Source organism: Sinorhizobium meliloti, from assembly GCF_017876815.1.
Classification (GTDB): domain Bacteria; phylum Pseudomonadota; class Alphaproteobacteria; order Rhizobiales; family Rhizobiaceae; genus Sinorhizobium; species Sinorhizobium meliloti.
Genome location: NZ_JAGIOS010000003.1, coordinates 208,093 through 233,870, shown reverse-complemented (window position 1 = coordinate 233,870; position 25,778 = coordinate 208,093). Strand labels below are relative to the sequence as shown.

Below are 25,778 nucleotides of genomic sequence, written 5' to 3'. Positions count from 1 at the left end.
CATGTCCTCTGAAAGCTCGACCCAGCACACTTTGGGTGTACATTCCGAGGTTGGCCAGTTACGCAAGGTCATGGTCTGCGCGCCGGGGCGTGCTCATCAACGGCTCACGCCGAGCAATTGTGACGCCCTCCTGTTTGACGACGTCCTCTGGGTCGACAACGCCCGGCGCGATCATTTCGACTTCATGACCAAGATGCGCGACCGCGGCGTCGAGGTTGTCGAGATGCACAACCTGCTAGCCCAGACCGTGGCAATTCCTGATGCGAGGAAGTGGATTCTCGATAACCAGGTCGTGCCTAATCAGGTCGGGCTTGAGCTCGTAGACGAGATCCGCAGCTACCTCGACGGGCTGCCCGACCGTGAGCTTGCGGAGACCCTGATAGGCGGACTATCGACCCATGAATTTCCCGAGGCTCACGGCGGCGAAATGTTGGAACTGATCCGGGACGCTGCTGGGGCCGCAGAGTATCTCCTGCCGCCGCTGCCCAACACGCTCTATACGCGTGATACCACCTGCTGGATTTACGGCGGGGTGACGCTCAACCCGCTTTATTGGCCGGCGCGCCACGAGGAGACCATCCTCGCCACCGCCATCTACAAGTTCCACCCGGATTTCGCCGGCAAGGTCAATGTCTGGTGGGGCGACCCGACCATGGACTGGGGGCTCGCCACACTTGAGGGCGGCGACGTCATGCCGATCGGCAAAGGCAACGTGTTGATCGGCATGAGTGAGCGAACGTCGCGGCAAGCGATCGGCCAGCTTGCCGCAACCCTGTTCGAAAAAGGCGCTGCGCAGCGCGTGATCGTCGCCGCGATGCCAAAATTACGTGCGGCCATGCACCTAGACACGGTGTTCACATTCGCCGACCGCGACTGCGTGCTTATCTACCCCGACATTGTCAACGAAATCGAGGCATTCTCCTACAGACCCGGTGAGAAGCCGGGCTCCCTCGAGCTCCACAAGGAACGTGGCTCGTTTGTCGAAACTGTGCGGGACGCCCTGGGCCTCAAGGAAATGCGCGTGGTCGAGACCGGCGGGAACGCCTATGTGCGCGAACGCACGCAATGGGATAGCGGCGCAAATCTCGTCTGCCTGTCTCCCGGCGTGGTGCTGGCCTACGACCGAAACACCTACACCAATACGCTTCTACGCAAAGCGGGCGTTGAAGTGATCACCATCACGGGCGGCGAACTCGGTCGCGGACGCGGCGGTGGCCATTGCATGACCTGCCCAATTATTCGTGATGCTGTGGACTATTGACCAAGATCGGCAGTTTCTGGCCCAGAGCGACTGTAGCCCTGCCCTAAATCGCCTGATCTCTAAGCCCGATCTTGCAGAGAGTGGCCGCTCTCACAAAGGAGAAATGCCATGGCACGAAGAACAATACTCCCTCTCACGCTTGCCGCTGTGGCCGCGATTGCCGGTGGGTGCGCCACCGAACAGAACCAACGCGGCCTGGGCGGAGCTCTGATAGGCGCCGGAACAGGCGCGGTGGCGGGCCAGTTGATTGGAGGGAACACAACGAGCACCGTCGCCGGTGCGGCTGGCGGAGCTCTGGTCGGGGCCGCGGTCGGGACTGCAACAACCCCGTCTTACAACCGTGGCAACTGCAGATACAGACAGCCGGACGGCACAATCATCATCGCAAGGTGCCGGTAAAGCCGACCGCCTGGCGCTCGCCGCAACCTCATGCCGGAAGGCGGTGAGTGCCTGCGCGGGATCGTCATATTTGGGCTTTCAGGGTGCGCGCCAGGTTGCGCCAACCGGAAACTCGTCATCACCGTGACGCATCGAGAACTTCGCAACTCAAGTAAATGGGAGTTAGTCATGTCCAGCCTGATTGCCATTATTTATCCCAGTGAAGACAAAGCCGAAGAAGTCCGAAAGCGCCTGATTGAGCTGCAGAAAGAATACTTGCTCACGTTGGGCGACGCCGTGATCGCGACAAAGACTGACGCGGGCAAGATCAAGTTGAATCAACTGATGAACCTAACTGCGGCAGGTGCCGCTTCAGGAAGCTTCTGGGGATTGCTCGTCGGTGTGCTGTTTCTCAACCCGCTGATCGGGGTGGCCGTAGGTGCGGCGTCCGGAGCGATCGGCGGCGCGCTGAGCGATGTGGGCATCAACGACGACTTCATGAAGGAACTGGCCAGGGGCCTTCAGCCCGGCAATGCGGCGCTGTTTGTGCTGGTGAAGGAGATGACTGAGGACAAGGTTCTGAAGGATATATCGCCGTTTGGCGGCACCATACTGAGAACCTCTCTGGATGAAAGCAAGGAGCAACTACTGCGGGAGGCCTTGCAGAAAGCGAGCGTCGCTTAGACGCCGTTCGCGCTGGTGACAACCGAACCGGACGCGCAGAAATTGGATGTTCACATGGCAGGATACGGCGAAAACTTCAACCTGATGAAAATGAAGCTAATCGGCTTCGGGAGTATCATTATTGGTTTCCTCGTCGCGGCGTCCGGCTACCGATATGGCTCGTTTGGAATCGGATTGGCAGGAGTAATCCTTCTGCTCATCGGCATAGCTTTCATCGTGGGCCACGTCCTTCGCCGAAATGAGCGGCGATAGTGCGATTTGCCGCCGGGCTGCAGGCGCAAGGCCCATAGAGACGGTCTGTTCGCCCGCGGATCGATGCGTCGGCACCGTTGGAGATTGTTGCCGACGAGCGCGCCGCTTCTCGGAGCATAGTAGCGCAACGAGCAGCCGGAGTGACGAGGAAGCCATGGCATCTTACGACACCATGCCGGTCAATGCAGGTGGCGACCCGAGCGCCCCCCCGCCTTCGGTTCGGGTGGTGCTTGGCGGCGTCATGCTTCTGGCGGGGCTGGTCGTCCTGACGGATGTGGCGTTTGCATCAGTCGTTACTCCCGTCTTCGTCGGAACCGCTGCCATCTTGGTGGGCGTATTCGAAATCGTATATGCCTTCTGGGCCAGACGGTGGGGTGGCCTGTCATGGCAAACGCTGCTCGGATCTTTATATATCGCCCTGGGCTTGATGCTCACCGACGTCGCCGGCTCGAGCTTGATGGAGGTGCTCACGAACATTGTGGCCCGCTCGGTGCGTACACAAGAGCTCTTGCAAACCTACACGATCGGCCTGCTGTTCATCCTCTCAGGGGTCGTGAGAATCTTGCTTAGTGTTAGCCACTGGCGTGAGGCAGGATGGCCCATGATGCTGTCGGGAGCCTTCGGCGCCGCAGCGGGACTTGTCGTACTGGCCGAGTTCCCGAAGATGGGTCTTTGGCTCCTTGCGCTCTTGCTGGGGGTCGATTTCCTGGCGCATGGCCTGGCTTGGCTGAGATTCGCTTTTTTTCCCGGCCGGACAAAGGTGGAAACAATCCGGCATGGCCACCCGCCTGACTTCCGGGACTGAGTCGGCGCCGTCGTGAGCGCTTGACCCACATAGCCGCGATGGCCGACGATGACCACCGCATTATCCGCTGGGCGTCGAAGCGACCTGATCGGCTGCCATCTCCAGACCGAACAATTCCGAAAGCCACTTGCTGGACGGATGCTGGTTGCAGAAAGTCAGCAACGCGATCGTTATCGGCACGCCGATGAAGGCGCCGAATATCCCCCAGAGGTAGCCCCATAAAAAAACGGAAAACAGGACCATGACAGGAGACATTGACAGCGCGCTGCCTGAGGCTCGTGGCTCGATGTAACTGCTCACAACGAACTGAATGAGGTTCAAGCCCGTAAAGACAATCAAGACGGTCTCCACAGTCCCGAACTGAATAAGAGCAAAGAGCGTCGGGAACAAGGTGGCCAGAAGTGGCCCAAGAAAGGGGATGTAGTTGAGAGCGAACGCAATGAAGCCCCACTCCTCGGCGAGAGACAGCCCGACAGCGCGGGTGAAAATCCAAACCAGAAGACCTGTGACGACACTCATCACCGTCCTGATCATCATGTAGCGCCGAATCTTCATGGCGGTTTGTTGGCTGCCACGAAGAAGCAGTGCACTTGCCGTCCGGTTTCGCAATGCCTCGATCCTGCGCCCGAAATCATCCATCTCCATCAACCCGAGCAGGACATAGACGAGCGCGATCAGCCAGAAACTGAAGGTGCTGTTAAGCCGGCCGCTGACGGCCTGCACGGTATGCAAGACCCAGCCAACGCCGAAGTTCTCCGACCAAAGCACGCCAACCGCTACGCCGTGTTCCTCGAGCCAGAGGCGAACCTGGTCGTAGAGCTGCTGAAAACGCGCAGCATCCGCGATGATCCACCGGCCGACGTGCCCGAATGCCCACGCTATGAGCCCGCCGAATGCGACGATGGCGAGAACGACCAAGAGGAAGCTGATGATGAGCGCCAAGTAGCGAGGGAGCATAGCCTGCAAGCGGCACTGCGTCGGCCACACAAGCGCGATGATAAACAGCGCAAAAGCTACGGGGGCGAATATCGAACTTGCCATCGAGAGCATCGCGAGGAGGAGCAGAGTCGCGATCAGAATTTGGGTAATGTAAATTATCTTGATTCTTGCGGCGGGCATGCACCTACCTCTCAGAGGATCTCCGCAGTTCATCAGTAGCATGCGACGACAGCAATCTTCGGTGGGGCATCAGGCAGTCGTTCCTCACGGGGTGAGTGTGTTTTTGTAGATCACGCCGTCCTTCATGATGATTTTGAAGCTGTTGGCAGGATCGGCCACCAGGTCGATATTCTCCAGCGGATTGCCTTCGACGAGGAGGAGGTCCGCGAGAGCGTCTTCTTCGATGACGCCCAGCTTTCCCGGATAGGGGTTGCGTTGGCCCGAAAGCGCCAGCAGTTCGGCATTGGTCGCTGTCGCCATGACGAGCGCTTCGGCAGGCGTGTACCAACGCACGAGCGAAGCCAGTATTGCTCCCTGCTGCTTCGCCAGCGCGCGGGAGAACAGGACGTCCGTGCCCCACGCGGTCTTGATCTTGTACCTCTTTGCTAGTTCGTATGTTCTGCCGATGCCCGGCCATACCTCATCTGCCTTGGCGCGCTCGACCGAACCGTCCCGGAGGCCTGTCCTCATCAATTCGGGAAGCGGCTGCAAGCTCAGCCAAATGTCATTTTCAGCGATCAGCCTGGCGGTGGCCTCATCCATGAGGAAGCCGTGTTCGATGCACTTCACACCAGCCGCGATGGCTTTCCGTATCGCATCAGAGGTGAAGGCATGCGCGGCAACGTAGGTGCCCCAATTCTCGGCAATTTCAACGGCGGCCCGCAGTTCGGGCTCGGTGAAGGTGGTGACATCGAGCGGGCTGAAGGGTGAGGACACCCCGCCGCCCGCCGTTAGCTTGATCAGAACGGCTCCCTGCATGAACTGTTCGCGGACGCGCAACCGCACCTCGTCCGGGCTGTCGACGACCATCGCACCCCCGACCGTCTCCATGGGGGTGAGCAGACCGCCGGTTCTCCGCGGCAAGTCGGTGAGCTGGCGGAAATCGCCATGCCCGCTGGTGACTGTGATCATGGCACCGGATGCATAGATGCGCGGTCCAGGGATGATGCCTTGGTCGATCGCTCGCTTGAGGCCGAACGCCGGTCCCCCCAAGTCGCGGACAGTAGTGAACCCGCGCATCAGGGTATCCGTCGCCTCCTCGCCGGCCAGGATGCTTGCGAAGCTGACGTCGCCCATTGCTTCCGCCGGGCTGGACGCGGCCAACATGGCATGCCAGTGCGCATCGATCAGGCCCGGCATCAGGGTTCGCCCGTCGCCGGCAATTCGCTCAGCGCCTTCCCCCTCGATTGGGCTTGTCGAAATCGCCGCAATCACATTGCCCTTGACCAGAACATTCGACGGCGCCGAAAGAACCGCACCTTTTCCGTCAAAGATGCGGACGTTCTCGAAAAGCACGTCGTCGGCGCTGGCCGTGGCGCAAAGTCCGAGAACGAGAGCCGCCGCAAGCATTTCTCTGCCTGAGCGAAGCAAAGTGAAAACGGGGCGCGCAAGAAGGAACAACGCTTCGGCGCGAGTGACCGCATGCACTACAGCATTGCAACGCGCCAACTGCCGCGATCCAGGGGTTTTTTGACACATGACGATCATCCCGCTTCAGGAGGAGAGGTGGTCACGCCGCAAGGACAAGTTGTAGCTTATACGGCGCAGACGTCAAGAAGCGTTTCAGACTGGTCTCTTTCGTAGTGCAAGGATCTTGGACGCCAGATCGCCGAAAGATGGGGCAACCTCGCTCGCCGTCTCGCTCATTCCCCGACACCAGATGCCGCGATAGTGCCCACTTAGCCTTGGTAGACCAATATCCCACTCTAGGACAGGGACGGGAGGCGGCCGTCAAGCCACGCTTACCGTATATAGCAGACTACTCGGCCGCTGCCTCACCTCCCTCTTGCGCAGCCAAGGCGGCGTTCTTCTTGGCAATCGTACCGCGAGTTGTGGCTGCAGCCGCCATTGACGATTGCGCCTCGTTCCCCGCAACCTGGGCTGTCGGCGAAGCGAAGTGAATGCCATGTTTCTTGAACGCGTCCTTGATCAGAGCCTTCGCACGGCGCCGAACCTGGGTCTGATGACCGGGCCTAGTGGTCATGGCGAAGCCCAGCATGATGCCGTAGTCACCGAACTGCTCCACGCCCCTCATCTTCACCGTTTCGATGATCAGCGGTGCGAGTGCTCAAGCAGCGTGGCCCCAACACCCTTCACCACTTTCTTCACTTTGGCGACATCGGAATCGTAGGCGACGTTGATAGTGAACTTTGTCGATCACCCAGTCGCGACTCATGTTCTTCCAGCGCGCTTCGCGTAGCGGCAGTAATGACGCGCAACAGCAACGGCAGAATGGGTGCATAAACGCCGATCATAATAAAACCTTCGTTCCAGCAACCCAAAGGAGCCACAAAACGGAAGTATTTATCTGCCATGTTGAACAGCATCCTGTAATTGCCCGACAAGTTCTTCGAGCTGTGGATCGTTCGGCTGAAGACGAGCGAGCGCCTCCGCAAACTTAAGCGTCTCGGCATAGCGGCCAAGTTTAAGCCCGAGCTGAATGGCAGTGCCGAGCAGGTTGGCCTCAGTTGCACCCCCTGCGATGGTCGGGCCGAACAGAGCGAAGGCATCATCCGTTCGGCCCATGGAATCAAGCGCGATCGCTGCCGTCGTCCTGTAATGGGAGTTGCCAGGATCCAATCGCATGGCCGCCGTGAGTTCCTCAATTGCGTCCGGCAAGGCCTTTAGGCGAACGAGCGACAAGCCGTGTCCGTAGCGAAGATCGGCCCGATCCGGATTCGCGGCTATCGCCTCGGCGTAAGCCTGCTCGGATTTCTCACTGTCACCGGTGGCGCGATAGAACTCGGCAAGATTGATGTGCGCACCAGAAAGCGTGGGATCAAGAACGATCGCTTGGCGGAGAGCCTTTTCCGCCTCGTCCGTGCGCCCTTGGCCGAAGAGTATGGATCCGTAGGTGCTCTGCGTCTCGGCGACGTCCGCGTTAGCCTCTGCATAGGCACCCAAATCGTCGAGTGCGGCGTCGAAAGCGCCGCGTTGAGCGCCGAGAAGGTCCAGTGACGGCGTGGCGCCAAGAACCCTGGCGGCGGCCACTCGGACAGCTCGGGTCTCGTCCGCAAGCAGGAAGCCGATCGCGTCCAATCGCCGGTCAGCTGACAAATTGGCAGCCGCCTCCGCCGCGCCCAACCTGACGATCGGATCGGGATCGCCCGCTGCCACTCTGACGTCCGCGGCGGTGGCTGCTCCATCGAGCCTTGTCATTTCACCGATCGCGCTGCCCCTGACGATGCCCGGCTGTTCCCGATCGGTCACAAATCTGCGCAGATTCTCAATCGCGGCAACATCGTTCTGCGCGGCTCGCGCGAATGCATGCGCAATCGTCGGGCGTTCACGCCAGGCCTTGCCATACCACCTGTCCAGGTGCTCGGACGCCCAGGCATTCGTTTGGCCCGTATGGCACGAGATGCAGGCATTCGGCGTTCCGTAGAGTGCGGAAAGGTCAGGGCGAGGAGTGACAAAGGAATGATCGCGTCGGGGATCGACCTTCATGTAGGTCCGTTCCGGCATGTGACAATTGGCGCAAAGAGCGCCAGGTGAGCCTTGGGGATGATGCGTGTGTGCATGGGTGTCGAACGCGCCGCTCGGATCGTTGCCTGCAAAACGTTCCGGGGCAGTCTCGGCGTGGCACTGCGTGCATAATCCATTGCCCTCGGCCTTGACGGTACCCTCGTGCGGTCGGTGGCAGTCGAAACAGGTGACGCCTGCCATTGCCATCTTGCTTTGCTGGAAGGAACCGTATTCGAAAACCTCGTCCAGGATCTGCCCGTCCGGAAAATAGAGGTCGCTGCGAAGCAATGCAGGGGAAAACTGATCGAGAAAGTGTCCCCCCGGTTGATACCGATCGACCAGCCTAGTGCGGCGGGCATGACAGGCGAAGCAGGTGTTCGTGTCGACCTTTGCGAGGCCGGGATCTGCCGCCGCCGTTGAAGCATTTGCCGCTTTGGCTCTCACCCATTCGACATGCTTCGCACCGCCCCCATGGCAGGACTGGCAGCCAATGCTGGTGGCCACATAAGACGAATTATATTCGTTCGACTGCGGCTCGAAATTGGTCCGCGGATCGGTGGAATGACAGTCGATGCAGGTGCGGTTCCAACGATAGAATGAACCCGTCCAGTGAAAGGTTGAGCCGGGTTTTGCCGCACTGCCTTCACCAAGCCAGAACCATTCCCGCTTTTGTGTGTCCCAGGCAATGTCTAGAGCCTGCAACCTGCCGCCGCCGAGATCGACTAGATACTGCTGGAGAGGCTCATAGGCGAACGTATATTTAACTTCGTAGTCCGCCTGCTTGCCGTCTGGCCCTTCGGTGCGGACAAAGAAGCGATCGTCCCGGCGGAAAAACGATGCGGCAACGCCATCGCGATCGAACTGGATATTGTTGAAGTTGCCCAGCACCGACTTGTCGTCGGCGACAGTCATCGCCTTTGCGTGATGCGACTTGGCGAAGGCGGCAGCCTGATCGGCGTGGCACGATGAGCAGGTTTTCTCGTCCACGAAACCGTCATGAACTGCGATCAGCGGGTCGGCCATGGAGGTTTTGGAGTTTTCGGAAGCAGCCACACTTCCTGTCAGCGCAGCGAGGGAACAGAATACCACTGTCCAAAGAACTGCCGCTCGGCTGTTGCACACGCACGATCGAACGGCTCGCATCCACCATCCTGGCAGATCGCGCGCGCTGAGCCAGAACGCACGACCCAAGATTTGGGCCAGAGACCTGCCCGAAACCCGCGGCGGCTTCATCCAAACTACTTTCACCAGGACTCCTCTCGTGGAAGGCGCGGAACCGGCGGATGCGCAGTCTTATTTCTCCAGAAAGATCTCTTTCCAGTCCGCCTTCATGTCGACCACTGTCCAATTGTTTATCGCCGCCGCATCAAGCGCCTTGTCGAGGCGGCCGAATTCGCTCTTGCGGTCGTACGCGTATTCGCGGTCTGCGTCGGTGTGATGAATTATCATCCCGAAACGGACGCTCCCACCGGTCATGGTCGTCCATTGCAGCATTTCCAGATCGCCGTCGGAATTGCCGAAAGCGGCGATCGGTCGGCGGCCAATATGCGCGTTGATCCCAACAGGTTTGCCTGCCTTGTCGTCGATGAAGTTGACCTGTGGCAGGCGGAACAGGGTGGGCAGCCCGTCACGCATCTCGAACTGCGTCTTGATCGAGGAGCCTACGACCTGTTCGGGCGGAACGCCGTAGACCTGTTCGGCCCAGGGCCGCACAAACTCGATGCCGCCACCCGATACGATGAAGGTCTTGAAGCCATTGGCGCGAAGATAGGCAAGCAATTCAAGCATCGGCTGGTAGACGAGCTCGGTATAGAGTTTGTTGAATTTCGGATCACGCGCGGTGGCGATCCATTCGGAGACGACCTTCTGGAACTCATCGTGGGTCATATCCGCATGGGTCTCCATGATGAGTTCTACGAGACCCTTTTCGCCCGCTGCCGCGAGCGCCTTCATGTCGCCCTCGAGTACCGCCTTGAACGGCTGTTTGTTCTTCCATTCCGGATGGGCCGCAGCCTCAGCCTTCACGCGGTCGAGCGCGAAGGCGAGCTGGGTGTACATTGGATGCTCGACCCACAACGTGCCGTCATTGTCGAAGACGGCTATGCGCTCCGGCTCCGGAACGAAGTCGGGCGAGTTCTCGGTGGTCACCTTCTCGACGAAGGCCACGATGGCCGCTTTCGGGGCGGTGTCATTCCACGAAGGCAACGGATCGCTCTGCGCCTTTGCTGAAGTGACAAGGAGAAGTGCAGCGGCAACCGCCACCGCGCCACGTTGGGCGGATTTCAGGAAATCATGAACTGCGAACATTGGGCGTCCTCCAAAGGTCTGTGCGAAGGTCAGGTCCGTCCCGGAACACGGCGGCCCGGGCCTGATCCGGGCCGCCGCACGCTTAGTTGCCGGTCGGCATTGCGAGGCGGACACCCTCCTTCTCGAATTGCTCCCGAACCGACTGCAACATCTGATATTTGGACAGTTCGATCGGACCGTCGTACCCCATGCTCTGCAGCTTGCGCGGCGGGTACTCGACGTATGTTTTCATGAGGTCTTTGATCGCCGCGGAGATGGAGACCAGAGACCAGGTGTGCTCGGTATAATTGTTCATGAAGACGTCGTAGCGCTCCTGCGGATCCTGCCACAGATCGAACACCTGCGGCACAATTGCCACGTAGGATTGAGCACCCTTCCAGCCCAGGTTCGTGTCGACGGCGAGGCCACCGGTCGCCTGTCCATTGTCACCACGCAGGTTGAAAACAGCCTTATAATGACCGACGCGCGCAGCTCCGGGTGTCAGCTCGTTCTCTGTGAAGTAGAACCAGTTCTTCCGGGCCGACTCGCCTGTTCCGAGCAGAACCGGCGTCATGTCGTAGCTGTCGAAAATGATCGGCTTGTCCTCGCGATCCCTGTCAGGTAGGGGCACGCCGGCGGCCGAAGCGAATGTCGCCATCAGGTCGAGACCGCCGACGACATCATGACTCCTCGAGCCCGGCTGGATTTTGCCAGGCCAGAACGCAATCGCAGGGACCCGGTTGCCGCCTTCGCGTACGGTGCCCTTGGTGCCACGGAATGGCGTGTATCCGGCGTCCGGGTAGACGTCCTGCCAGGCGCCGTTGTCGGTCGTGTAGAAAACCAGGGTGTTCTTGTCCATGCCGGTTTCACGCAGCTTGTCCAGGATCCTGCCGATGCGTGTATCGAGCTCCACGACGGAGTCGGCATATTTGGACTTAGACAGGGACTTGTGCTGGAATTCGGGAGCCGGAAGATTGGGCTGATGCACCTTCATGAAGTTGACGTTGATGAAGAATGGCTGATCCGGTTTCTTGGCGGCGGCATCCAGGAATTCTATCGCCGCTTTTTCGACATACCCATCGAAGAACGGGATGCCGACAACGCCCGGCTTCCCGTCGATCACAGGTGTATCGACGTATTGCCCGTTGATTTTGAAGTCTTCCGTCACCTCGCCGCCAGCCTTGCCGGAAAGTGAGCCTTTCGTCACTTTCTGGAACAGGGCCCGTGTTTCCGCGTCCATATCGGGAAACCAGGTCGGATCGGCATAGGTGTAGGCATTGAGATGATAGAGGCCGACGTATTTCATTTCGTCATAGCCCTGGGCATTCGGCAACGCGTAATCTGCTTCGCCGAGGTGCCACTTGCCGGTGAAATAAGTCTGGTACCCACCGCGCTTCAAGACGGAAGCGAGCGTCCATTCGGCTGCCGGCAACCCACCGCCTTGGCCCTGGAAGGCGACCGTCGTCATGCCGCTGCGGTTCGGAATGCGCCCGGTCTGCATCGCGGCGCGGCCCGGCGTGCAGCTCGGCTGTGCGTAGAAGGAAAAGAAGGTCATGCCTTCGTCCGCCAACCTGTCGATGTTCGGGGTCGGCATCCCACGACCTTCGCCGCCGCCGTAAGGCCCGAGATCTCCATAACCGGTGTCGTCGGACACAATGAAGAGAATGTTGGGCTTTGGTCGCGCTTCCTGAGCCTGAGGGCTGGATGCGGTACACCATAGAACGGTTGAAGCAACGAATGCTCCAACGCTGCGCATGAGCCTGCGATTCATTACGAGTCCTCCGTTGAGATCTCCGGCCGAACGGTGATTCACCCAGGCGCACGGCGGAATTTAAACGAGCGTCGCCGGTCGCGTATTCAAATTGGAATCAATCGAAACAACTGGAGTAACTTGAAAATCCGGACGCCTTCGATCGGGAACGGCATCCGACCAGAGTGTCCGCCGCGGGTTGCGGACGACACTCATGGAAAGCACTCTACCGCACGGCGAGCTGCTGCGATATTGTACCTTGGGGCAACTATTTCAGATTGTGATCGACGCAGTGGCGGTTGTAAGGACGCTGCGGCTTTGCTATTTGTCGATGACCTTCTCGGGGGCAAGGCAATGAGCTTGGAGCGCCATTGGACGACGCGATCGCGCCAGCTCGGGCGATACGCGGTTCCTTGCTGTGTTATTCTCGGAACCTCTGCTGCCGCGCCAGTTGCAGCCGTGAAGACCGGGGACCATGTCCCCCGGGTGTTAATCCTTTACCCGTATGACGAACGATTAGCCGCGACAACTGCCGCGGGCGAGGCCATTAGGACACGGCTGCTCCAGGCCACCAAAGCTAGAATTGATCTCTTCTCCGAGTTTCTCGACCTTTCAAGGTTTCCCGAAGCCGAGCACATCGGTCGCATGGCCAGATATCTTTCGGCCAAATATGCGGATCGCCGCCCCGACGTCGTGATTGCACTTGGCGAAGTATCAGCGCGGTTCATCTCGGCCAATCGCCGAGAGCTCGCCGCGAGTGCAAAGATAATTGTCGCCGGCTTCAGCAGCTCCACCGCCGAAGAAATGGACCTTCCCAACGATGTGGTCGGAGCCTTCAGCGAGTTTGACATAGTCAAGACTGCGGAAATGGCCCGCGGACTCCAGCCGGAGGCGCGCCATCTTTTCATAATCGGAGGATCATCCGAATTCGATCGTTCTTGGCTCTCTAGAGCGCGGGCCGATCTTGCGGCTTTTTCCAAGGATTACGAAACGACCTACCTGGAGGACCTGACGATCGAAGAGTTCACCAAGGTGGCCGCCGAGGTTCCCCGTGACAGCATCATCCTGGCACTGACGATCTTAAAGGATCGCGACGGCCGCAATTTCATGCCTCGTGAAGCGGTCAAACAAATTGCGGAGACTGCCGGCGCGCCGATCTACGGTCCGTACCTCACTTACATCGATTACGGTGTTGTCGGGGGCAGCGTGGTCACGTTCGAGTCGCTGGGCAAGACCGTTGCTGACCTCGCGCTTGAAGCCGTTGCCGGTAAACCGATTTCCAATCTCGAGTCTCCGCAAACCTATGTGGCCGATGCGAGACAGCTCGAACGTTGGGGGCTGTCGGAGAGAAATCTTCCTGCAGGCGCAATCCAGATGTTCAAAGAACCGACTTTCTGGGAACAATACTGGCTCGCCGCAGTTTTCGCCCTTGCCGTCATCACGTTCCAGGGCACCGTTATTGCCGGACTGCTCATCGAACGCCGCCGCCGTCAGGCGGCGGAGACCGAATCCCGCCATCGTCTCCTCGAAGTCGTTCATCTCAACCAGTCCGCGACCGCGGGCGCGCTCTCGGCATCCATCGCGCATGAACTCAACCAGCCCCTTGGTGCAATTCGCAGCAATGCCGAGGCGGCAGCGGTCATTCTTCGGTCGGAGAGGCCTGACCTCGAACTGATCGGACAGATCCTGGTGGATATTCAAGACGACGATCAGCGCGCCCACGACGTCATCTCCCGCATCAGGGGTCTGCTCAAGAAACGAAGCGAGATCGACTGGCAGGAGTTCGATCTCAATGACGTGACGACGAGCGCGATCAGGATTCTGCGTGGCGAGGCAGAGCGGAGGAGCGTAGTTGTCAGTTCCAGCCAGACATCACGCGAGCTGCCGGTCCGGGCCGACAGGGTCCATGTTCAGCAGGTCATTCTCAATCTCGCGACAAATGCCATGGACGCAATGCTCGAGGTGATAACGACCGAAAAGAGACTCCTGCTCGAGACGAGGTTGACGGCAGAATCCAAGGTGGAGCTGTCGATTTCCGATACGGGCCGCGGCATCCCCGACGAGCGACTCGCCAGTGTTTTCGAGCCGTTCTATACCACCAAGCCAACCGGGACAGGACTCGGCCTTTCCATCGCGCGTGCGATCGTCGAGACCTACGCAAGATCTCGGCCGCCAACCGTCCTGGAGGCGGAGCGGTCTTTCGTGTTGTGCTGCCACTCGCACGAAATGGGTGAATGATTTGGAGCCGATCGTTCATATCGTAGATGATGACCAATCGTTCCGCACCGCGGTCGGGCGGTTGCTTGCGGCCTCCGGTTTTCGCGTGGCCCTCTATGAATCAGGCGATCAGTTTCTCGCACAATTCGCTGACGGCGAGCCTGGCTGCGTTCTGCTGGATCTTGGTCTACCCGGTCTCAGCGGACTGGAACTGCAGGACCGGCTCGCCGAGAAAGCGCCGCTGCTGCCGATCGTCTTTCTGACGGGACGAGGCGACATCAGGGCAACCGTCCAAGCGATGAAGGCTGGTGCCGAAGATTTCTTGGAAAAGCCAACCCCCAAGGAGGTGCTGTTGGAAACCATCGGGCGTGCGTTGCGCCGCTACGCGCTACGGCGCTTAGAGCAGGATCGTAAACATGCACTCCGGCGGCGTCTGGCGAACCTGACGCCCCGTGAGTTCGAAGTATTTGGCCTGATTGTCCGCGGTAAACTCAATAAGCAGATCGCCCAAGCGCTCGGCACATCCGAACGAACGGTCAAGGCACACCGTCACAACCTCATGGAGAAGCTTGGTACGCGGTCGCTGGCGGAGACTGTGTCGATCGCCGAGAGACTTGGTCTGGTTGATTCAGCGGCGGATCAACTGCAACGGTAGCTACATGGGCAGCCCGCTTCACCAAAGGGCAATAGCCAGGGCTCAATATTGGTCATACGATCGTCACGAACGGGGCTGGTCATGCTTTGTCCATCGGCTCCAGAAAGGCGTCAATTGGAAAGCCCAGCGCGCATAGTGGCTGTCGTCGATGACGATCCGAGCATGCGCAGGAGCGTCGAGCGCCTTTTGAAGGTAAATGGATTTGTGGCTGAAGGACACTCGTCGGCCGAAGCCTTTCTCAACAGTGCCGATGTAAGCCAGATTGGCTGTGTTGTGCTCGATATCCACTTAGGCGGCATGTCGGGCATCGCGCTGTGGCACCGTCTGAGGGACACTGGCACGAACCTCTCGATCATCTTCATCACCGCGGTAGAGGACGAGGCCCTCGAACGGGAAGCGCTTAAGGCGGGCTGCGTCGCGTATCTTCACAAGCCGTTCCCGGCCGACTTATTGATCGGCGCTGTCAACAGGGCGCTGGAGGGTCCGCCGGGCAACTGAACGCGAGCCCACTTCGCGAAAGACAATTGGCAGCGGTCGAATTTCACCTCACAAAGGGTGGAGTAGCCGAAGCCGCGCATTTTGGGCCTGAGCCGCCCGCGAGCCACCTAAACTGGGTCAAGACATTGCCTGGGCGAGGATGGTTTGCATATTTCCGCCGGTACGGGCCAACCGAAGGGTTTTTCGACAACAACTGGTCTTTGCCGGATATCGAGCCTGAGCTCTGAATTGCTTCAACGATTCGAGGTTCCCGTGGCCGAAAGCGGCTTTTGATGGGCCGCATCGCACAGGCCGCAAAGGCCGCACCGATTTGTTTGAGGATGACCGTCAAGCTGTTGGCCTCTTTCTATTCTTGACTCGCCAGAAGCGAGCGCGGGGCTACCGGTCTCGACCGGGCTCCTGAGTTCTGAGATCCTGGCTTAGGCGCTATAAGTTCTGTGTAATGGCGAATGGAAACGGGAGTCCATTTGACTTTGGTCATCCGCTGGTCGAATTCTCGCTAGGAAAACTGGTCACCATCACCATCTTTGGGATGACACTAGATTGAATGCTTCACTTTTCCGGCACGCCATGCACATTGCGGCAATTCTCGGCCTCTATCTGTCGGCCGCGATGCTGATTCCTGCGATGCTGGACCTCTATTATGGCCATTACGATTGGCAGGTCTTCGCGGCGGCCGCCTTCGTCACCAGTGGCCTTTCCGCCACGACTTTCATGGCGACCCGTGGCGGGCCGCCTCCGTTTTCCAAGAAGTTCGGTTTTCTACTCGTCAACGTTCTCTGGTCGGCTTTCGCGTTGATCGGCGCCTTGCCGCTGTGGATGTCATCCCTCGATCTCGACTTCGCGCAGGCGCTTTTCGAGTCTGTGTCGGCGATTACCACGACCGGATCGACGGTGATCGTCGGACTGGACGATGCCCCGCCCGGCATTCTGATTTGGCGGTCCCTCATCTGCTGGCTCGGAGGCGTTGGAATCGTCGTCCTGGGCCTGTTCATCATCCCGTACCTGCGGGTCGGGGGAATGTCCTTCTTCAAGATGGAATCCTCCGACACAAACGAGAAGCCCTTTGCCCGCCTCGCCACGTTCAGCCGGGCGTTTTTCACGGTCTATGTCGGCATCACGCTCCTTTGTGCCATCGGGTACAACCTGACCGGCATGAACCGGTTCGATGCGATCAATCACGCCATGTCGACGGTCGCCACCGGTGGCTTCTCAACCCACGATGCATCGTTCGCGTATTTCGGCAGCATTCCGCTCCTGTGGACCGCAACGTTTTTCATGACATTGTGCAGTCTGCCCTTTTCGATCCTCATCGTCTTCGTTGCACGTGGTCGGCTCGACGCATTGCGTGATCCTCAGATCTTCGTTTTTCTTGCCTATCTGACGGTCTTCGCTTTCTCGGTCGCGATCTATCACCGCCTGACGAATGGCGTCGAATTTCACATCGCGCTGGCTCACGCATTCTTCAACTTCAGCTCGATTCTGTCGACTGCGGGTTACATGAGCGAGGACTACCAGCTTTGGGGACCTTTCGTCGTGATGGCTGCATTCATCGCGACCTTCATGGGTGGGTGTTCCGGCTCCACCGCCGGTGGCATAAAGGCCTACCGCTTCATCGTTCTCTTCAACGCCATCCACTCTGGCTTACGCAAACTCATCTATCCGGCGGCAGTCTACCCTGTCCGCTACGGTCGGAACTCGTTGGACGCCGACACTTTGCGGGCGATCCTCCTGTTCTTCGTTACCTATATCCTCCTTTGGATCTTCGGTAGCCTGACGATGGCGGCGTTGGGCTACGACTTCCTCACCGCGGTATCAGCAGTCATTACCTGCCTCTCGAACGTCGGCCCCGGCCTTGGCACTCTTGTCGGCCCCGCGGGCAATTTCTCGACCCTCGAGGACCCGGAACTTTATCTGCTTTCGCTCATGATGATGATGGGGCGACTTGAAGTGCTGACCGTGCTTGTCATCCTAACACCGGTGTTCTGGAAGCAGTGACAAACTATGAGATCTTGGTGACCGGCAAACGGCTGTATGCTACCACGGCAAATGACAACTGTTTTGGAGAGACCAGATGACCGCCCATCAGCGAGATCCATACGAACTCGTTGGCCGAATATTGGGGAACATCCTCAGCGTCGTCGCGTACGCATTGGTCGCATGGCCGCTGGTACGGCCTTTTATATGACGACGGCGCTCGCCGCGCTTTATGCGAAGCGCAGTGTCTGACACCATGCCACGGATACCGAGGACTTATGCCGGCCGTGCTTCATCGTGGGTTTTCCATTCCACCGGTACTTGAAGCGGAACTTGTTCGGCTACCGACCTGCAGCGGTTCACCCCTCTATGGAGTAACAGTGAAGTTCATTTGGTCCCGGCCGGGAAAGCTAGGGGTATCGAGGCTGTAGTTATCCTCGGGGGATCGAATATAAGCTTCCGCAGAAGAATGCCCCTGACGCGGCGCAGTAAGCAGTGATCGTTCACCGTAGTGGGACAGAGGCCACCCGACGGTCTCCGCGCCTATCGCCAGAGTGCGTATTGCCGCATGCGGGCATATTCGCGGATGACGCGCCGTCCGCGGCGCGCGATCTTTTCGGTTAGGATCGATCATCAGCAGCAGGACAGTGATCCCATAGGAGGCAACCGTAGCGGCAAAGAGGGGGACGAGCAAGCAGACATCGACGGTCAGCTCGACCGCGAAAAGGTGACCGTCAGCGGCGCCCGCATGGTACCGCCCATCATCGACGCCATGCCGAGAAGCGCCCAAAGTCCCCTCACCCGGAAGAACCCGGCCGAATAGCGCTCCGAACGCTCCCCCGACTATAAGGAGAGGTGCCAGGACGCCCCCGAACGTGCCGGACGACAAGGCAACCAGCCAGATTCCTGCCTTGACGATAAGGACGGTCTTTATCGCGACCCATGTCATGTTGCTTGCGAGAAGATCGGTAATTAGGTCGTACCCGATTCCGACCGAAGATGGCGGTCATCGCGGCGGCGGCGCCAGCGACAAGCATCGTCTTTCTTTCTGCCGAACTCATGTGGGAAAGCTGGGCAAAAAGCGACCCCTCGGCTCCGCCGGCCATTTTGATCGGACCAAGCAGGTACGGCCGAAACAATTTCCCGGCGGGTCGGCGCGCTGGCCTGAAGCCGCGAGCGATATCAAGGTTGAAGGCCTCGACGGTAAGCTCTTCCTCGCACGGGCCAACGGAGATGCGATCTTCCATTTGTATCCGGTAGCCGGTGCTGTTTCCAGGTTGCTTGCTGAGCCGCTCGGCAAAGCTGAGGCTGCGAAACTCATTCATGCGGCATTTTCGGACGCCGATCGGCGACGCGTGCGACGCGATATTCGCATTCTCTTTGAGGATTGAAGGAGTGCGGTCTGCTCCAGCCGCGGGGCAAGGTTGCGCACCGCTTGGGTGTGTGTATGAATCAGTCAAACAGGCCGTCGAGCGCGCCCGGCGGCCATTCGGCGGCAACTCACCGACCTTCACGGTAGATCACGCTCGCTCGTCTGTACCCGTGTCACGTGTTTTGCCACCGGCTTAGAGTTACGATACAGATGAAGCCTGCAGTCGTTCAGAGCGCGCCGAGAGGGAAGCGAGAAGATGGAAGCTGCGAAGGTGTCCAAACCCGACGTTTCGACGGTCTACGCGGTCGATCTGAGTCAGAGGCCAGTGCCACAGGGCGATGCGGCGCGGGAGAAGGCCGCGCTTCTCCAGCTCGCCAGACGCATGCACGACGCGCCTGGGGAAATGCTCCCAAGGTTCGTGGAACTCGCCATGGAACTGACAGGCGGAATTTCGGCCGGTATCAGTCTGCTCGAACAGACAGAGCCGTCTCCAGTGTTCCGTTGGCATCATCTAAAGGGGATTCTGTCGCCGTTCAACGGGGCTACTACGCCCCGCGATTTCTCGCCATGTGGTATCACGCTAGAGCGAAGCGCAACGACACTGACCATTCATCCAGAACGCGTCTATGATTGGATACCACCGGGCTTGTCGCTGCCGGAGGTTCTGCTCGTTCCCCTGTACATCGGACGAACGGAACCACTCGGGACACTGTGGATTGTCGCCGACAGAATTGGACATTTCCACTGCGGCCACGGGGCCACGATGCAGGAGCTCGCGGGGTTCATCGGCATAGCACTGAAGATGGTCCGATCCGAACAGGAACTCCAGCAGGCACTTGAACAGCAGGAACTGCTTACCAGGGAGATGAGCCATCGGCTCAAAAACCTTTTCACTATCGTCGACGGCATGATCCGCATCAGCGCCCGCAGCACGGACAACAAGGATGATTTAGTCGCACTATTGTCCGGCAGGTTGCATGCGCTCGCCGCTGCCCATTCTTTGGTGAGACCATCTTTTAGCGACGTTCAGGGGGCGGCCTCCAACCTTGCCGAGCTGTTGAGCATCGTCACCGAACCGCACGAGCCTCCGGCAACAGGCGGCAGGAGAAGGCTCTCACTCCGCGGGCCGTCGGTTCTATGCGGTGAGCAATCGGTGAACGGACTCGCGCTGGTCTTCCATGAACTCGCGACTAATGCCGCCAAATACGGGGCACTATGCAGCGAAAATGGAAGGGTGGACGTTCTTTGGCAGATCGACGGCGACGATCTTAGCATCACATGGAGTGAGGACCGGGGTACCCAAATATCTATCCCGCCGGCTTCCAAGGGCTTCGGCAGCACATTGGTGGAGGCCACCGTCACCCACCAGTTCGGCGGCACCTTAAGCTATGACTGGCGACCGGTCGGTCTGTCGGTGAACATCGTCATGCCGTTATCTATTCTGGCGCGATAGGCACCGTCGGAAGCCGGTCGGGCTCCCACAATCAATGGCGTCTTAATTATCCCCGTCGCTCGGGGACCCTCCGCCAGGCTCAGGCGCATCGCCGCTGCATTCCAAGTGCCAACTTCAACGTTCCGCCTGACATGGCAATCTCGGGTTGTCAGACCCGACACCTTCAGCAGTGCAAACGCGCGAAAACCCGGCAGGTGACGTCGAGGTAGCGCACCCGGCGCGCGGGGCTAGCCGCGGAACTCGCGCCCGACCGGTTTTCTTACGCCAGTGGCGCGACCTCACTATTCGACGTCAAACCGCGCAAGCATCTTCTTGAGTTGCAAGTTTTGTGCATGAAGCTGTTTAGCCAGCAACCTCCTGAGGCGCTTGTTGTCTGCCTCCAGGACGGCGAGCTCGTCGAGTGAGATCCGCTCGTCGACAGGCTTTGGATCCCCCTTCCCAACCTCGGAATTGTGCGCAATCGTCTGGGCGTACGCGCGCTTGGCGCGCTTTCGAGAGGTGCTGGTTGATGTCGTTCGTGCCTGCGACGCCGGTTGGCTCTCCTCTTCTTGCACGACCGTTTCGGGCGGATGATCGGCCCCATGGTGCTTCGAGATTTCGACCTCTGCGCCGTTGGCAAATGGCATCGCTGCTAATGCAACGTCGACATCGTCGGCGCGTGGATTGGCAGGCTCTGCATCGATCGGATAAGCCGGCGCAGTTTCATCCGAGTTTAGTGTTCCAGCCGCTTCACTTGAATTGAACAGATGCGGCGTGGTCTCCTCCACTTCGCGGGCCAAAGCCTTAAGATCTGTGTTTCCCCAGATTGAGTTCGTCTGGGCTTTTGGCTGTCGTCGCCCCGACTTGAATTCGACAACAAACCTCCGTTGTGGCGTCTTCATCTACTTTCGATCCCAAGCATACGTGAAAAATGAACGCCGATTGGCGCCGTTGCATTCCTGCTGGCGCACCAATACAGCCGTTCCTCGCCCGCTTCAACTCCCTGCTAAACCAACCCCGCAGCTCGCGTGTCTTTCACCCGGCGACGATGGGAACAGCAGGCTCGCTTGTCGCGACAATGCGAAATGCGGAGGCATATGAGCCTCTGGCGTAACACGGAGGACGACGAAGAACCTGTCGCCCCGCGCATCCCCGGTCCTGGTTAATCCAGACCGAGCCTCTTGCGCAGTTCGGCGTTTTCCGTGCGCAGCTTCTCCGCCAGTCGTTTGCGGAGTTTCTGGTTTTCCTCTTCCAACTTGACAAGATCTGCGAACTCATCGCCGGCCGGTAGGGGCTTGGTGCTCTTCGCGTCCTTTTTTCCGACAGGCTTCGCGGCACCTTTCCAATGATAGTAGGTTTGCTCTGATATGCCGGCACTCTGGATAGCGTTCTTGAGGGTGTTTCCTTCGCTGACTTGCGTCTCGATCAGCTTAAGCTTGTCGTTTCTCTCTTGTTCGCTATACCTCCTGGGTTTAGCGGCCGGCGCCTTTGGTTGAGCTGGTTCGGCAGCCGCCTTCTGAGGCCGTGGCGACCTCAGCTTCTTAGCCGTTGGTACTTTCACTTCAGCGTCCGCCGCTACGGCCGCAGCAACTGGTCCTGTATTACTCTCGTCAGCCATCAGCAATTTCCTCCTTTAATCATCGCCTGTTTTCGGCTGAGTGCTCCACAGAGTCAACACAACCATCAGAGTCCTGCTTTACGGATCGCTGATGCCTGGCTCACACCTAGAGCCTGACGATCTACCGGTGAAAGCTTCCGGCCCTCACCGGAAATAGACGGCGCTGACCACTATCCCTAATTCGACGATCGGGGCCCTCTACATGTTGGCGCAGGGTCGGCGCGAGCGCGAAGGCTTATCGCAGTGTGATGCCCTCCGTCACGGCCAAGCGCGATCACCATGCCTTCTTGGACACCTTTACTTCTCATTTTCTATCGACGCCCTTGGATGTGCAATATAAAACCCGCAGAGGAAATTCCTCTAAAAGTAATACTTGAAAATAGACTCGACGAAAAAGTCGTTCTCTGGTTCTATCTCGGCGTGCTTTATACGACGGGGCGTGCAAATGGCTTACGATTGGGATGGAAAGCGAACACGCCGGCTCCAAATGCTGAGGTTCATGGGAGCCCTGGCTGTGCCTGCTCTGCTATTTGGCTCGGCCCTTGGGGCACTGCAGTGGATCGATACGGACCGTCAGGCCGTAAGGACGGCTCAATTTCGATAGATCTAATGCGAAGCTGCACCCGTTCAGTTCAGGCTGAAACGCAGAGGCCGAAGGGTCTTCCGTCTCAGCCGGCGGCGGAGGGAGGGGAATGATGAAATCAGCTCAAACCTCGAGTTTCGATCCAATTGGGCCTGACGAGTTGGAGATAATCGGAAAGGCCTTCCTGGACGAACTGCAAAGGCGAGCTTTGCCACGCAAGTCAGAAGAAGCTGAAGCACTCGCCGCAAAACTGATCAATGCATATCAATCAGGGATTCGCGACGACCTGGGCTTGAGTATTGTCGCTGGGCTGTCCTGAGGCGCAGCACGCGTCGACGAATACGCAATGAGCCTATTTGATGGGTGTCTGCTCAACAGGCTTTCGCACCCATTCAATTGAATGGCGGCGAGGGCTTCCCGCCAAGCGAAGATGACGCAGGCGCGCTTATAGGAGTGCCGCCGAGTTCACGAAAGTTCGAATCGCTCCAGCATTTTCTTCAGCTGAACGTTCTGCAGATGAAGCTTTTGAGCGAGTTGGGTCCGCAGCATTTTGATTTCTTCGTCGAGTGTCGCCAATTCATGGAAAAACAAGTCACGTGAAGACGATTGTTGCAGGTTTTGATAATGCTTTTGGACGACAGCGCTTTGAGCATCCACGCGGGCGTTGGCTCTCTTCCCACGTTCTCGACGCTTGATCCGCGGTTTGCGTTGCGACTTTGTGCTTGCCGTGCTTTTCGGAGCCAGCGAATTCGCTTCGGCGCCCGATTGGTCGGCTTCGTCACGCGCAGTTGTTTGAGCCTCATCCGCATGGATTGGCGGTTCTAACGCCTGTGCGACACCGTTATGGCCTGCCGGCTTATCCGATGCGATTGGCCCTTGATCAACCGAGACGTCCTCATTTCGAGCAAGCGGGCTGGCAGCCACCGTCGGACTGGGTGGAAGTGCGGACGTATGCTCGAGAGTCTTGGAACCGGTGTCATTCCCGGCCGAGCTCTCTTGCGTTTTCCCCGATGGTTGCCGCGACGCCAATCGGGCAAGGAATTTCCACGGTGTTTTCATAGTGTCCCCACTTTGAGCAAGCCGGACTGCGATCCGGTTGAGGTATTGCTACTCACTCAGTTTGCAATCCGGCGGAAAAGTTCGACAGCAGTATGCTTTTGCATCGTCGGTGTCTTTCCGTGGCGTCCGCCACGACAAACCTGTCATTGAGGAACATACTATTCTCTTCAGCCATCAGATGATCTCCTTCTGGAAGCGGAAGTCTGTTTTCGGCCCAGCGGAAGACGGAGTCAACAAAGCTGCCCTACCTGCAGCGGCGCCCTGAAACCTTGGGGAAGCCGTCTGGGATTTCCGCGACCCCAAAACTCGCCGGCGGGGGTGTCGTTGAAGGGGCTTACCCGCTTTGGGGCCGGCACGACGGGATAGCGCAGGCACTGGGCGCTGCGCGACCTCCTGCCGGTCGGGAAGCTCATTGAAGACCGGGGCCTTGAGGACGGTGCGTGGGACCGGCACCAACTGCCCAAGCAGTAGCGATAGAACGGAGGAGCTGTGGAGGATGCCCTAAGCGTCCGGCTACACCTTCTGCATGAAGAGGAAGGTGTGGCATATTTCTAGGGCGCAGCAGAAACGAAGCCGTGGCAATCAAGCGGCGCTGCGCCGCAGATGCTTCAACGCGACATACTCCCAGACGGCGACCACGAGCAGTATAACACCTGTCAGCGCCTGGATAGCGAAGTTGGCGACGAAGGGCACAAGCGTGAAACTAGCTGTGAGCAGGCTGATGCCAAAGACATGCGAATAGGGCAGGACGCGCGATGACACCCTTTTCATCCACATTGTCCCAGCCAGGAACAGGATCGGCCCGCCGAGCTGAGCCAGCGCGAAATTGTACTTTCCCAGTTGGTAAGGGTGCGCCAGGCTGAAATCTTCTCCGACCGCCGTGAAGATGATGCCGCCAACGATCGGAAGGTGGCCATAGGTGAAGAGATACTGCGCGGTGGTTTGCGGTTTGGACGTGTCTTCTGCCTTGTCAGCGGCCCGTTGCTGGCCGTCGTGAAAATAGATCCACCACATGAGAACCGTGGTGAGAAAGGAAAAACAGAGGACCCAGGGCGTGCCCTCAGTCTCGAGGTTGCTGAACGTGTGTTTGCCAATTGTCAGGATGGTCTCGCCAAGTGCGATGATGACAAAAAGAGCGCTGCGTTCCGCAAGATGTTCCCCGTCGATGTCAAGGGTTTCCCGCGGCGAAGCCCCGATAAGTGGCACCCAGTAGCGGACCGTCGGACCTGTATATTCCACAACGAGCGCCACGATCCACAGGACGACGCGCAGATGCGGTTCCGACAGGCCTCCCGTAATCCAGAAGGTGCTTGAAATCGTAAGCCAGGCGGTGATCCGGAAAAAGGTCATGAACGAGGCCGGGTCGCCTCTTCGGAATGCATAGAGTGCGAACAGCGACCGACTGACCTGCATCGCTGAATAGGCGACGGCAAAGAGAAGGCCCATGCCTTTGAAGGCCTCGGGCAGCGCAATCGCCATCACGATGCCGAAGAACATGAGAGTGAAGAGCAGCAGGCGGACCGGTTCGATCTCGGTATCCAGAAGATCCATGACCCACGTCGTATGAATCCATACCCACCAAAGCGCGAAGATGAAAAGCACTGCTTCGGCGGCGATGCCAAGACTGAAATCATCCGAAAGGCTCTCGGAAAGCTGAATCAGGGCAAATACAAAAACGAGATCGAAAAAGAGTTCCGGAAAGCTCGCCTTCGTCTGATCCGTATTCTCTTTCCGAAGCCAGTGCGTGTGGTTTTCAGCCATGGAACCCTCGTAGGGATGACAAGCAGAGATATATAGCGACTCGCGGCTCATAGTGCCTTCGTTCCGACCGAAATATCTGCACTCTGCATCGCTCGATTTCATTGGTAACAGGCTGCGGAGAAGATCATTGACGGAAACGCGCTCAAACGGACGAAGACTTGAGCTCACCAGCCGCATCGTATCGGCCTATTTGAGCCGCAATGTCATTGCCCCCGACGAACTCCCTTATCTTATCCAGCAAACCTACGGCTCCCTGAACGAAACTTCTGGACCAGGGGAGACCCCGCCAGCAGTCGAAGAACAACGCCCCGCGGTCCCCATCAAGAAGTCGGTGACCGACGACTTCATCGTCTGCTTGGAGGACGGCAAGAAATTCAAGTCTCTCAAGCGGCATTTGACGACAAAATACGGTATGACGCCGGACCAGTATCGCGAAAAATGGAAGCTTCCATCCGAATACCCGATGACAGCTCGCAACTATGCCCTGCAGCGCTCGAAACTCGCACGCGCGATGGGGCTGGGAAAGAGCCGGGCGTTGAAGTAGGTGCGCTAACTACTACTTACTTC

General features: G+C 58.6%; 22 protein-coding genes and 3 pseudogenes. 14 read left to right on the top strand and 11 right to left on the bottom strand.

Annotation, left to right across the window (positions count from 1 at the left end; all coding sequences use genetic code 11):
• The first annotated feature begins 1 nt into the window (after position 1).
• From arcA to JOH52_RS27605, 5 genes are all read left to right on the top strand, one after another.
• Complete coding sequence (gene arcA / locus JOH52_RS27625; protein ID WP_014531435.1) at positions 2 to 1,261, top strand: arginine deiminase; 1,260 nt, start codon at positions 2 to 4, stop codon at positions 1,259 to 1,261.
• A gap of 108 nt (positions 1,262 to 1,369) precedes the next feature.
• Entirely contained in the window at positions 1,370 to 1,660 is a 291-nt protein-coding gene (locus JOH52_RS27620; protein WP_003530427.1) for a glycine zipper 2TM domain-containing protein, read from the top strand.
• Between the two features lie 168 nt (positions 1,661 to 1,828).
• A complete protein-coding gene (locus tag JOH52_RS27615; protein WP_014531434.1) occupies positions 1,829 to 2,323 on the top strand; it encodes a DUF1269 domain-containing protein in 495 nt (164 codons plus the stop codon).
• A 54-nt stretch (positions 2,324 to 2,377) separates the two neighbouring features.
• The gene (locus tag JOH52_RS27610; protein ID WP_003530423.1) at positions 2,378 to 2,575 is read left to right on the top strand and encodes a hypothetical protein; all 198 of its coding nucleotides are present in this window, start codon (positions 2,378 to 2,380) and stop codon (positions 2,573 to 2,575) included.
• A gap of 154 nt (positions 2,576 to 2,729) precedes the next feature.
• On the top strand, positions 2,730 to 3,380 hold the full coding sequence (locus JOH52_RS27605; RefSeq protein WP_017266587.1) for an HdeD family acid-resistance protein: 651 nt from the start codon (positions 2,730 to 2,732) through the stop codon (positions 3,378 to 3,380).
• Positions 3,381 to 3,440: 60 nt separating this feature from the next.
• Here JOH52_RS27605 and JOH52_RS27600 read toward each other — a convergent pair whose 3' ends face one another.
• The 6 genes and pseudogenes from JOH52_RS27600 to JOH52_RS27570 all read right to left on the bottom strand — a co-directional run bounded on the left by JOH52_RS27600 (position 3,441) and on the right by JOH52_RS27570 (position 12,060).
• Positions 3,441 to 4,499: an AI-2E family transporter gene (locus JOH52_RS27600; protein WP_010967885.1), complete on the bottom strand. Its 1,059-nt coding sequence runs from the start codon at positions 4,497 to 4,499 to the stop codon at positions 3,441 to 3,443.
• Between the two features lie 84 nt (positions 4,500 to 4,583).
• Positions 4,584 to 5,888 carry a metal-dependent hydrolase family protein gene (locus JOH52_RS27595; RefSeq protein ID WP_013845598.1) on the bottom strand — a complete coding sequence of 435 codons (1,305 nt, stop codon included), beginning with the start codon at positions 5,886 to 5,888 and terminating at the stop codon, positions 4,584 to 4,586.
• A gap of 409 nt (positions 5,889 to 6,297) precedes the next feature.
• A pseudogene (locus JOH52_RS27590) lies at positions 6,298 to 6,720 on the bottom strand (mechanosensitive ion channel family protein); the annotation flags it as partial.
• A 122-nt stretch (positions 6,721 to 6,842) separates the two neighbouring features.
• Positions 6,843 to 9,236, bottom strand: a complete 2,394-nt coding sequence (locus JOH52_RS27580; protein WP_014531430.1) for a tetratricopeptide repeat protein — start codon at positions 9,234 to 9,236, stop codon at positions 6,843 to 6,845.
• 60 nt (positions 9,237 to 9,296) lie between these two features.
• On the bottom strand, positions 9,297 to 10,310 hold the full coding sequence (locus tag JOH52_RS27575; RefSeq protein ID WP_014531429.1) for an HAD family hydrolase: 1,014 nt from the start codon (positions 10,308 to 10,310) through the stop codon (positions 9,297 to 9,299).
• A gap of 82 nt (positions 10,311 to 10,392) precedes the next feature.
• Positions 10,393 to 12,060: an arylsulfatase gene (locus JOH52_RS27570; RefSeq protein ID WP_010967890.1), complete on the bottom strand. Its 1,668-nt coding sequence runs from the start codon at positions 12,058 to 12,060 to the stop codon at positions 10,393 to 10,395.
• Between the two features lie 438 nt (positions 12,061 to 12,498).
• Here JOH52_RS27570 and JOH52_RS27565 point away from each other — a divergent pair.
• The 5 genes and pseudogenes from JOH52_RS27565 to JOH52_RS36580 all read left to right on the top strand — a co-directional run bounded on the left by JOH52_RS27565 (position 12,499) and on the right by JOH52_RS36580 (position 18,209).
• Positions 12,499 to 14,273: pseudogene (locus JOH52_RS27565) on the top strand (sensor histidine kinase).
• Entirely contained in the window at positions 14,270 to 14,911 is a 642-nt protein-coding gene (locus tag JOH52_RS27560) for a response regulator transcription factor (RefSeq protein WP_010967892.1), read from the top strand. The pseudogene JOH52_RS27565 and the gene JOH52_RS27560 overlap by 4 nt, the downstream one beginning before the upstream one ends.
• 81 nt (positions 14,912 to 14,992) lie before the next feature.
• Entirely contained in the window at positions 14,993 to 15,409 is a 417-nt protein-coding gene (locus JOH52_RS27555; RefSeq protein WP_010967893.1) for a response regulator transcription factor, read from the top strand.
• Positions 15,410 to 15,952: 543 nt separating this feature from the next.
• A complete protein-coding gene (locus JOH52_RS27550) occupies positions 15,953 to 17,407 on the top strand; it encodes a TrkH family potassium uptake protein (protein ID WP_010967894.1) in 1,455 nt (484 codons plus the stop codon).
• 565 nt (positions 17,408 to 17,972) lie between these two features.
• The gene (locus JOH52_RS36580) at positions 17,973 to 18,209 is read left to right on the top strand and encodes a hypothetical protein (protein ID WP_017266589.1); all 237 of its coding nucleotides are present in this window, start codon (positions 17,973 to 17,975) and stop codon (positions 18,207 to 18,209) included.
• On the opposite strand, the pseudogene JOH52_RS36575 reads toward JOH52_RS36580, so the two are convergent.
• Positions 18,096 to 18,335: pseudogene (locus tag JOH52_RS36575) on the bottom strand (chloride channel protein); the annotation flags it as partial. The gene JOH52_RS36580 and the pseudogene JOH52_RS36575 sit on opposite strands and share 114 nt — an antisense overlap.
• Between JOH52_RS36575 and JOH52_RS36570 the strand changes: the two are divergent.
• Together JOH52_RS36570 and JOH52_RS27540 are read left to right on the top strand one after the other, a co-directional pair.
• Positions 18,262 to 18,777: a hypothetical protein gene (locus JOH52_RS36570; RefSeq protein ID WP_017266590.1), complete on the top strand. Its 516-nt coding sequence runs from the start codon at positions 18,262 to 18,264 to the stop codon at positions 18,775 to 18,777. The pseudogene JOH52_RS36575 and the gene JOH52_RS36570 overlap by 74 nt on opposite strands.
• 237 nt (positions 18,778 to 19,014) lie before the next feature.
• Positions 19,015 to 20,211: a sensor histidine kinase gene (locus tag JOH52_RS27540; protein ID WP_010967896.1), complete on the top strand. Its 1,197-nt coding sequence runs from the start codon at positions 19,015 to 19,017 to the stop codon at positions 20,209 to 20,211.
• A gap of 281 nt (positions 20,212 to 20,492) precedes the next feature.
• On the opposite strand, the gene JOH52_RS27535 is transcribed toward JOH52_RS27540, so the two are convergent.
• Together JOH52_RS27535 and JOH52_RS27530 are read right to left on the bottom strand one after the other, a co-directional pair.
• The gene (locus JOH52_RS27535) at positions 20,493 to 21,092 is read right to left on the bottom strand and encodes a hypothetical protein (RefSeq protein WP_010967897.1); all 600 of its coding nucleotides are present in this window, start codon (positions 21,090 to 21,092) and stop codon (positions 20,493 to 20,495) included.
• A 260-nt stretch (positions 21,093 to 21,352) separates the two neighbouring features.
• Entirely contained in the window at positions 21,353 to 21,808 is a 456-nt protein-coding gene (locus JOH52_RS27530; protein ID WP_010967898.1) for a transposase, read from the bottom strand.
• Between the two features lie 692 nt (positions 21,809 to 22,500).
• On the opposite strand from JOH52_RS27530, the gene JOH52_RS27525 reads away from it, so the two are divergent.
• Positions 22,501 to 22,710: a hypothetical protein gene (locus JOH52_RS27525; RefSeq protein ID WP_014531420.1), complete on the top strand. Its 210-nt coding sequence runs from the start codon at positions 22,501 to 22,503 to the stop codon at positions 22,708 to 22,710.
• A 146-nt stretch (positions 22,711 to 22,856) separates the two neighbouring features.
• Here JOH52_RS27525 and JOH52_RS27520 read toward each other — a convergent pair whose 3' ends face one another.
• Entirely contained in the window at positions 22,857 to 23,450 is a 594-nt protein-coding gene (locus JOH52_RS27520) for a hypothetical protein (RefSeq protein WP_010967900.1), read from the bottom strand.
• A 582-nt stretch (positions 23,451 to 24,032) separates the two neighbouring features.
• The gene (locus tag JOH52_RS27515) at positions 24,033 to 25,211 is read right to left on the bottom strand and encodes a low temperature requirement protein A (protein WP_017265780.1); all 1,179 of its coding nucleotides are present in this window, start codon (positions 25,209 to 25,211) and stop codon (positions 24,033 to 24,035) included.
• A 127-nt stretch (positions 25,212 to 25,338) separates the two neighbouring features.
• On the opposite strand from JOH52_RS27515, the gene JOH52_RS27510 reads away from it, so the two are divergent.
• Positions 25,339 to 25,755, top strand: coding sequence for a Ros/MucR family transcriptional regulator (locus tag JOH52_RS27510; RefSeq protein ID WP_010967902.1), 417 nt, complete (start codon positions 25,339 to 25,341; stop codon positions 25,753 to 25,755).
• Positions 25,756 to 25,778 lie beyond the last annotated feature (23 nt).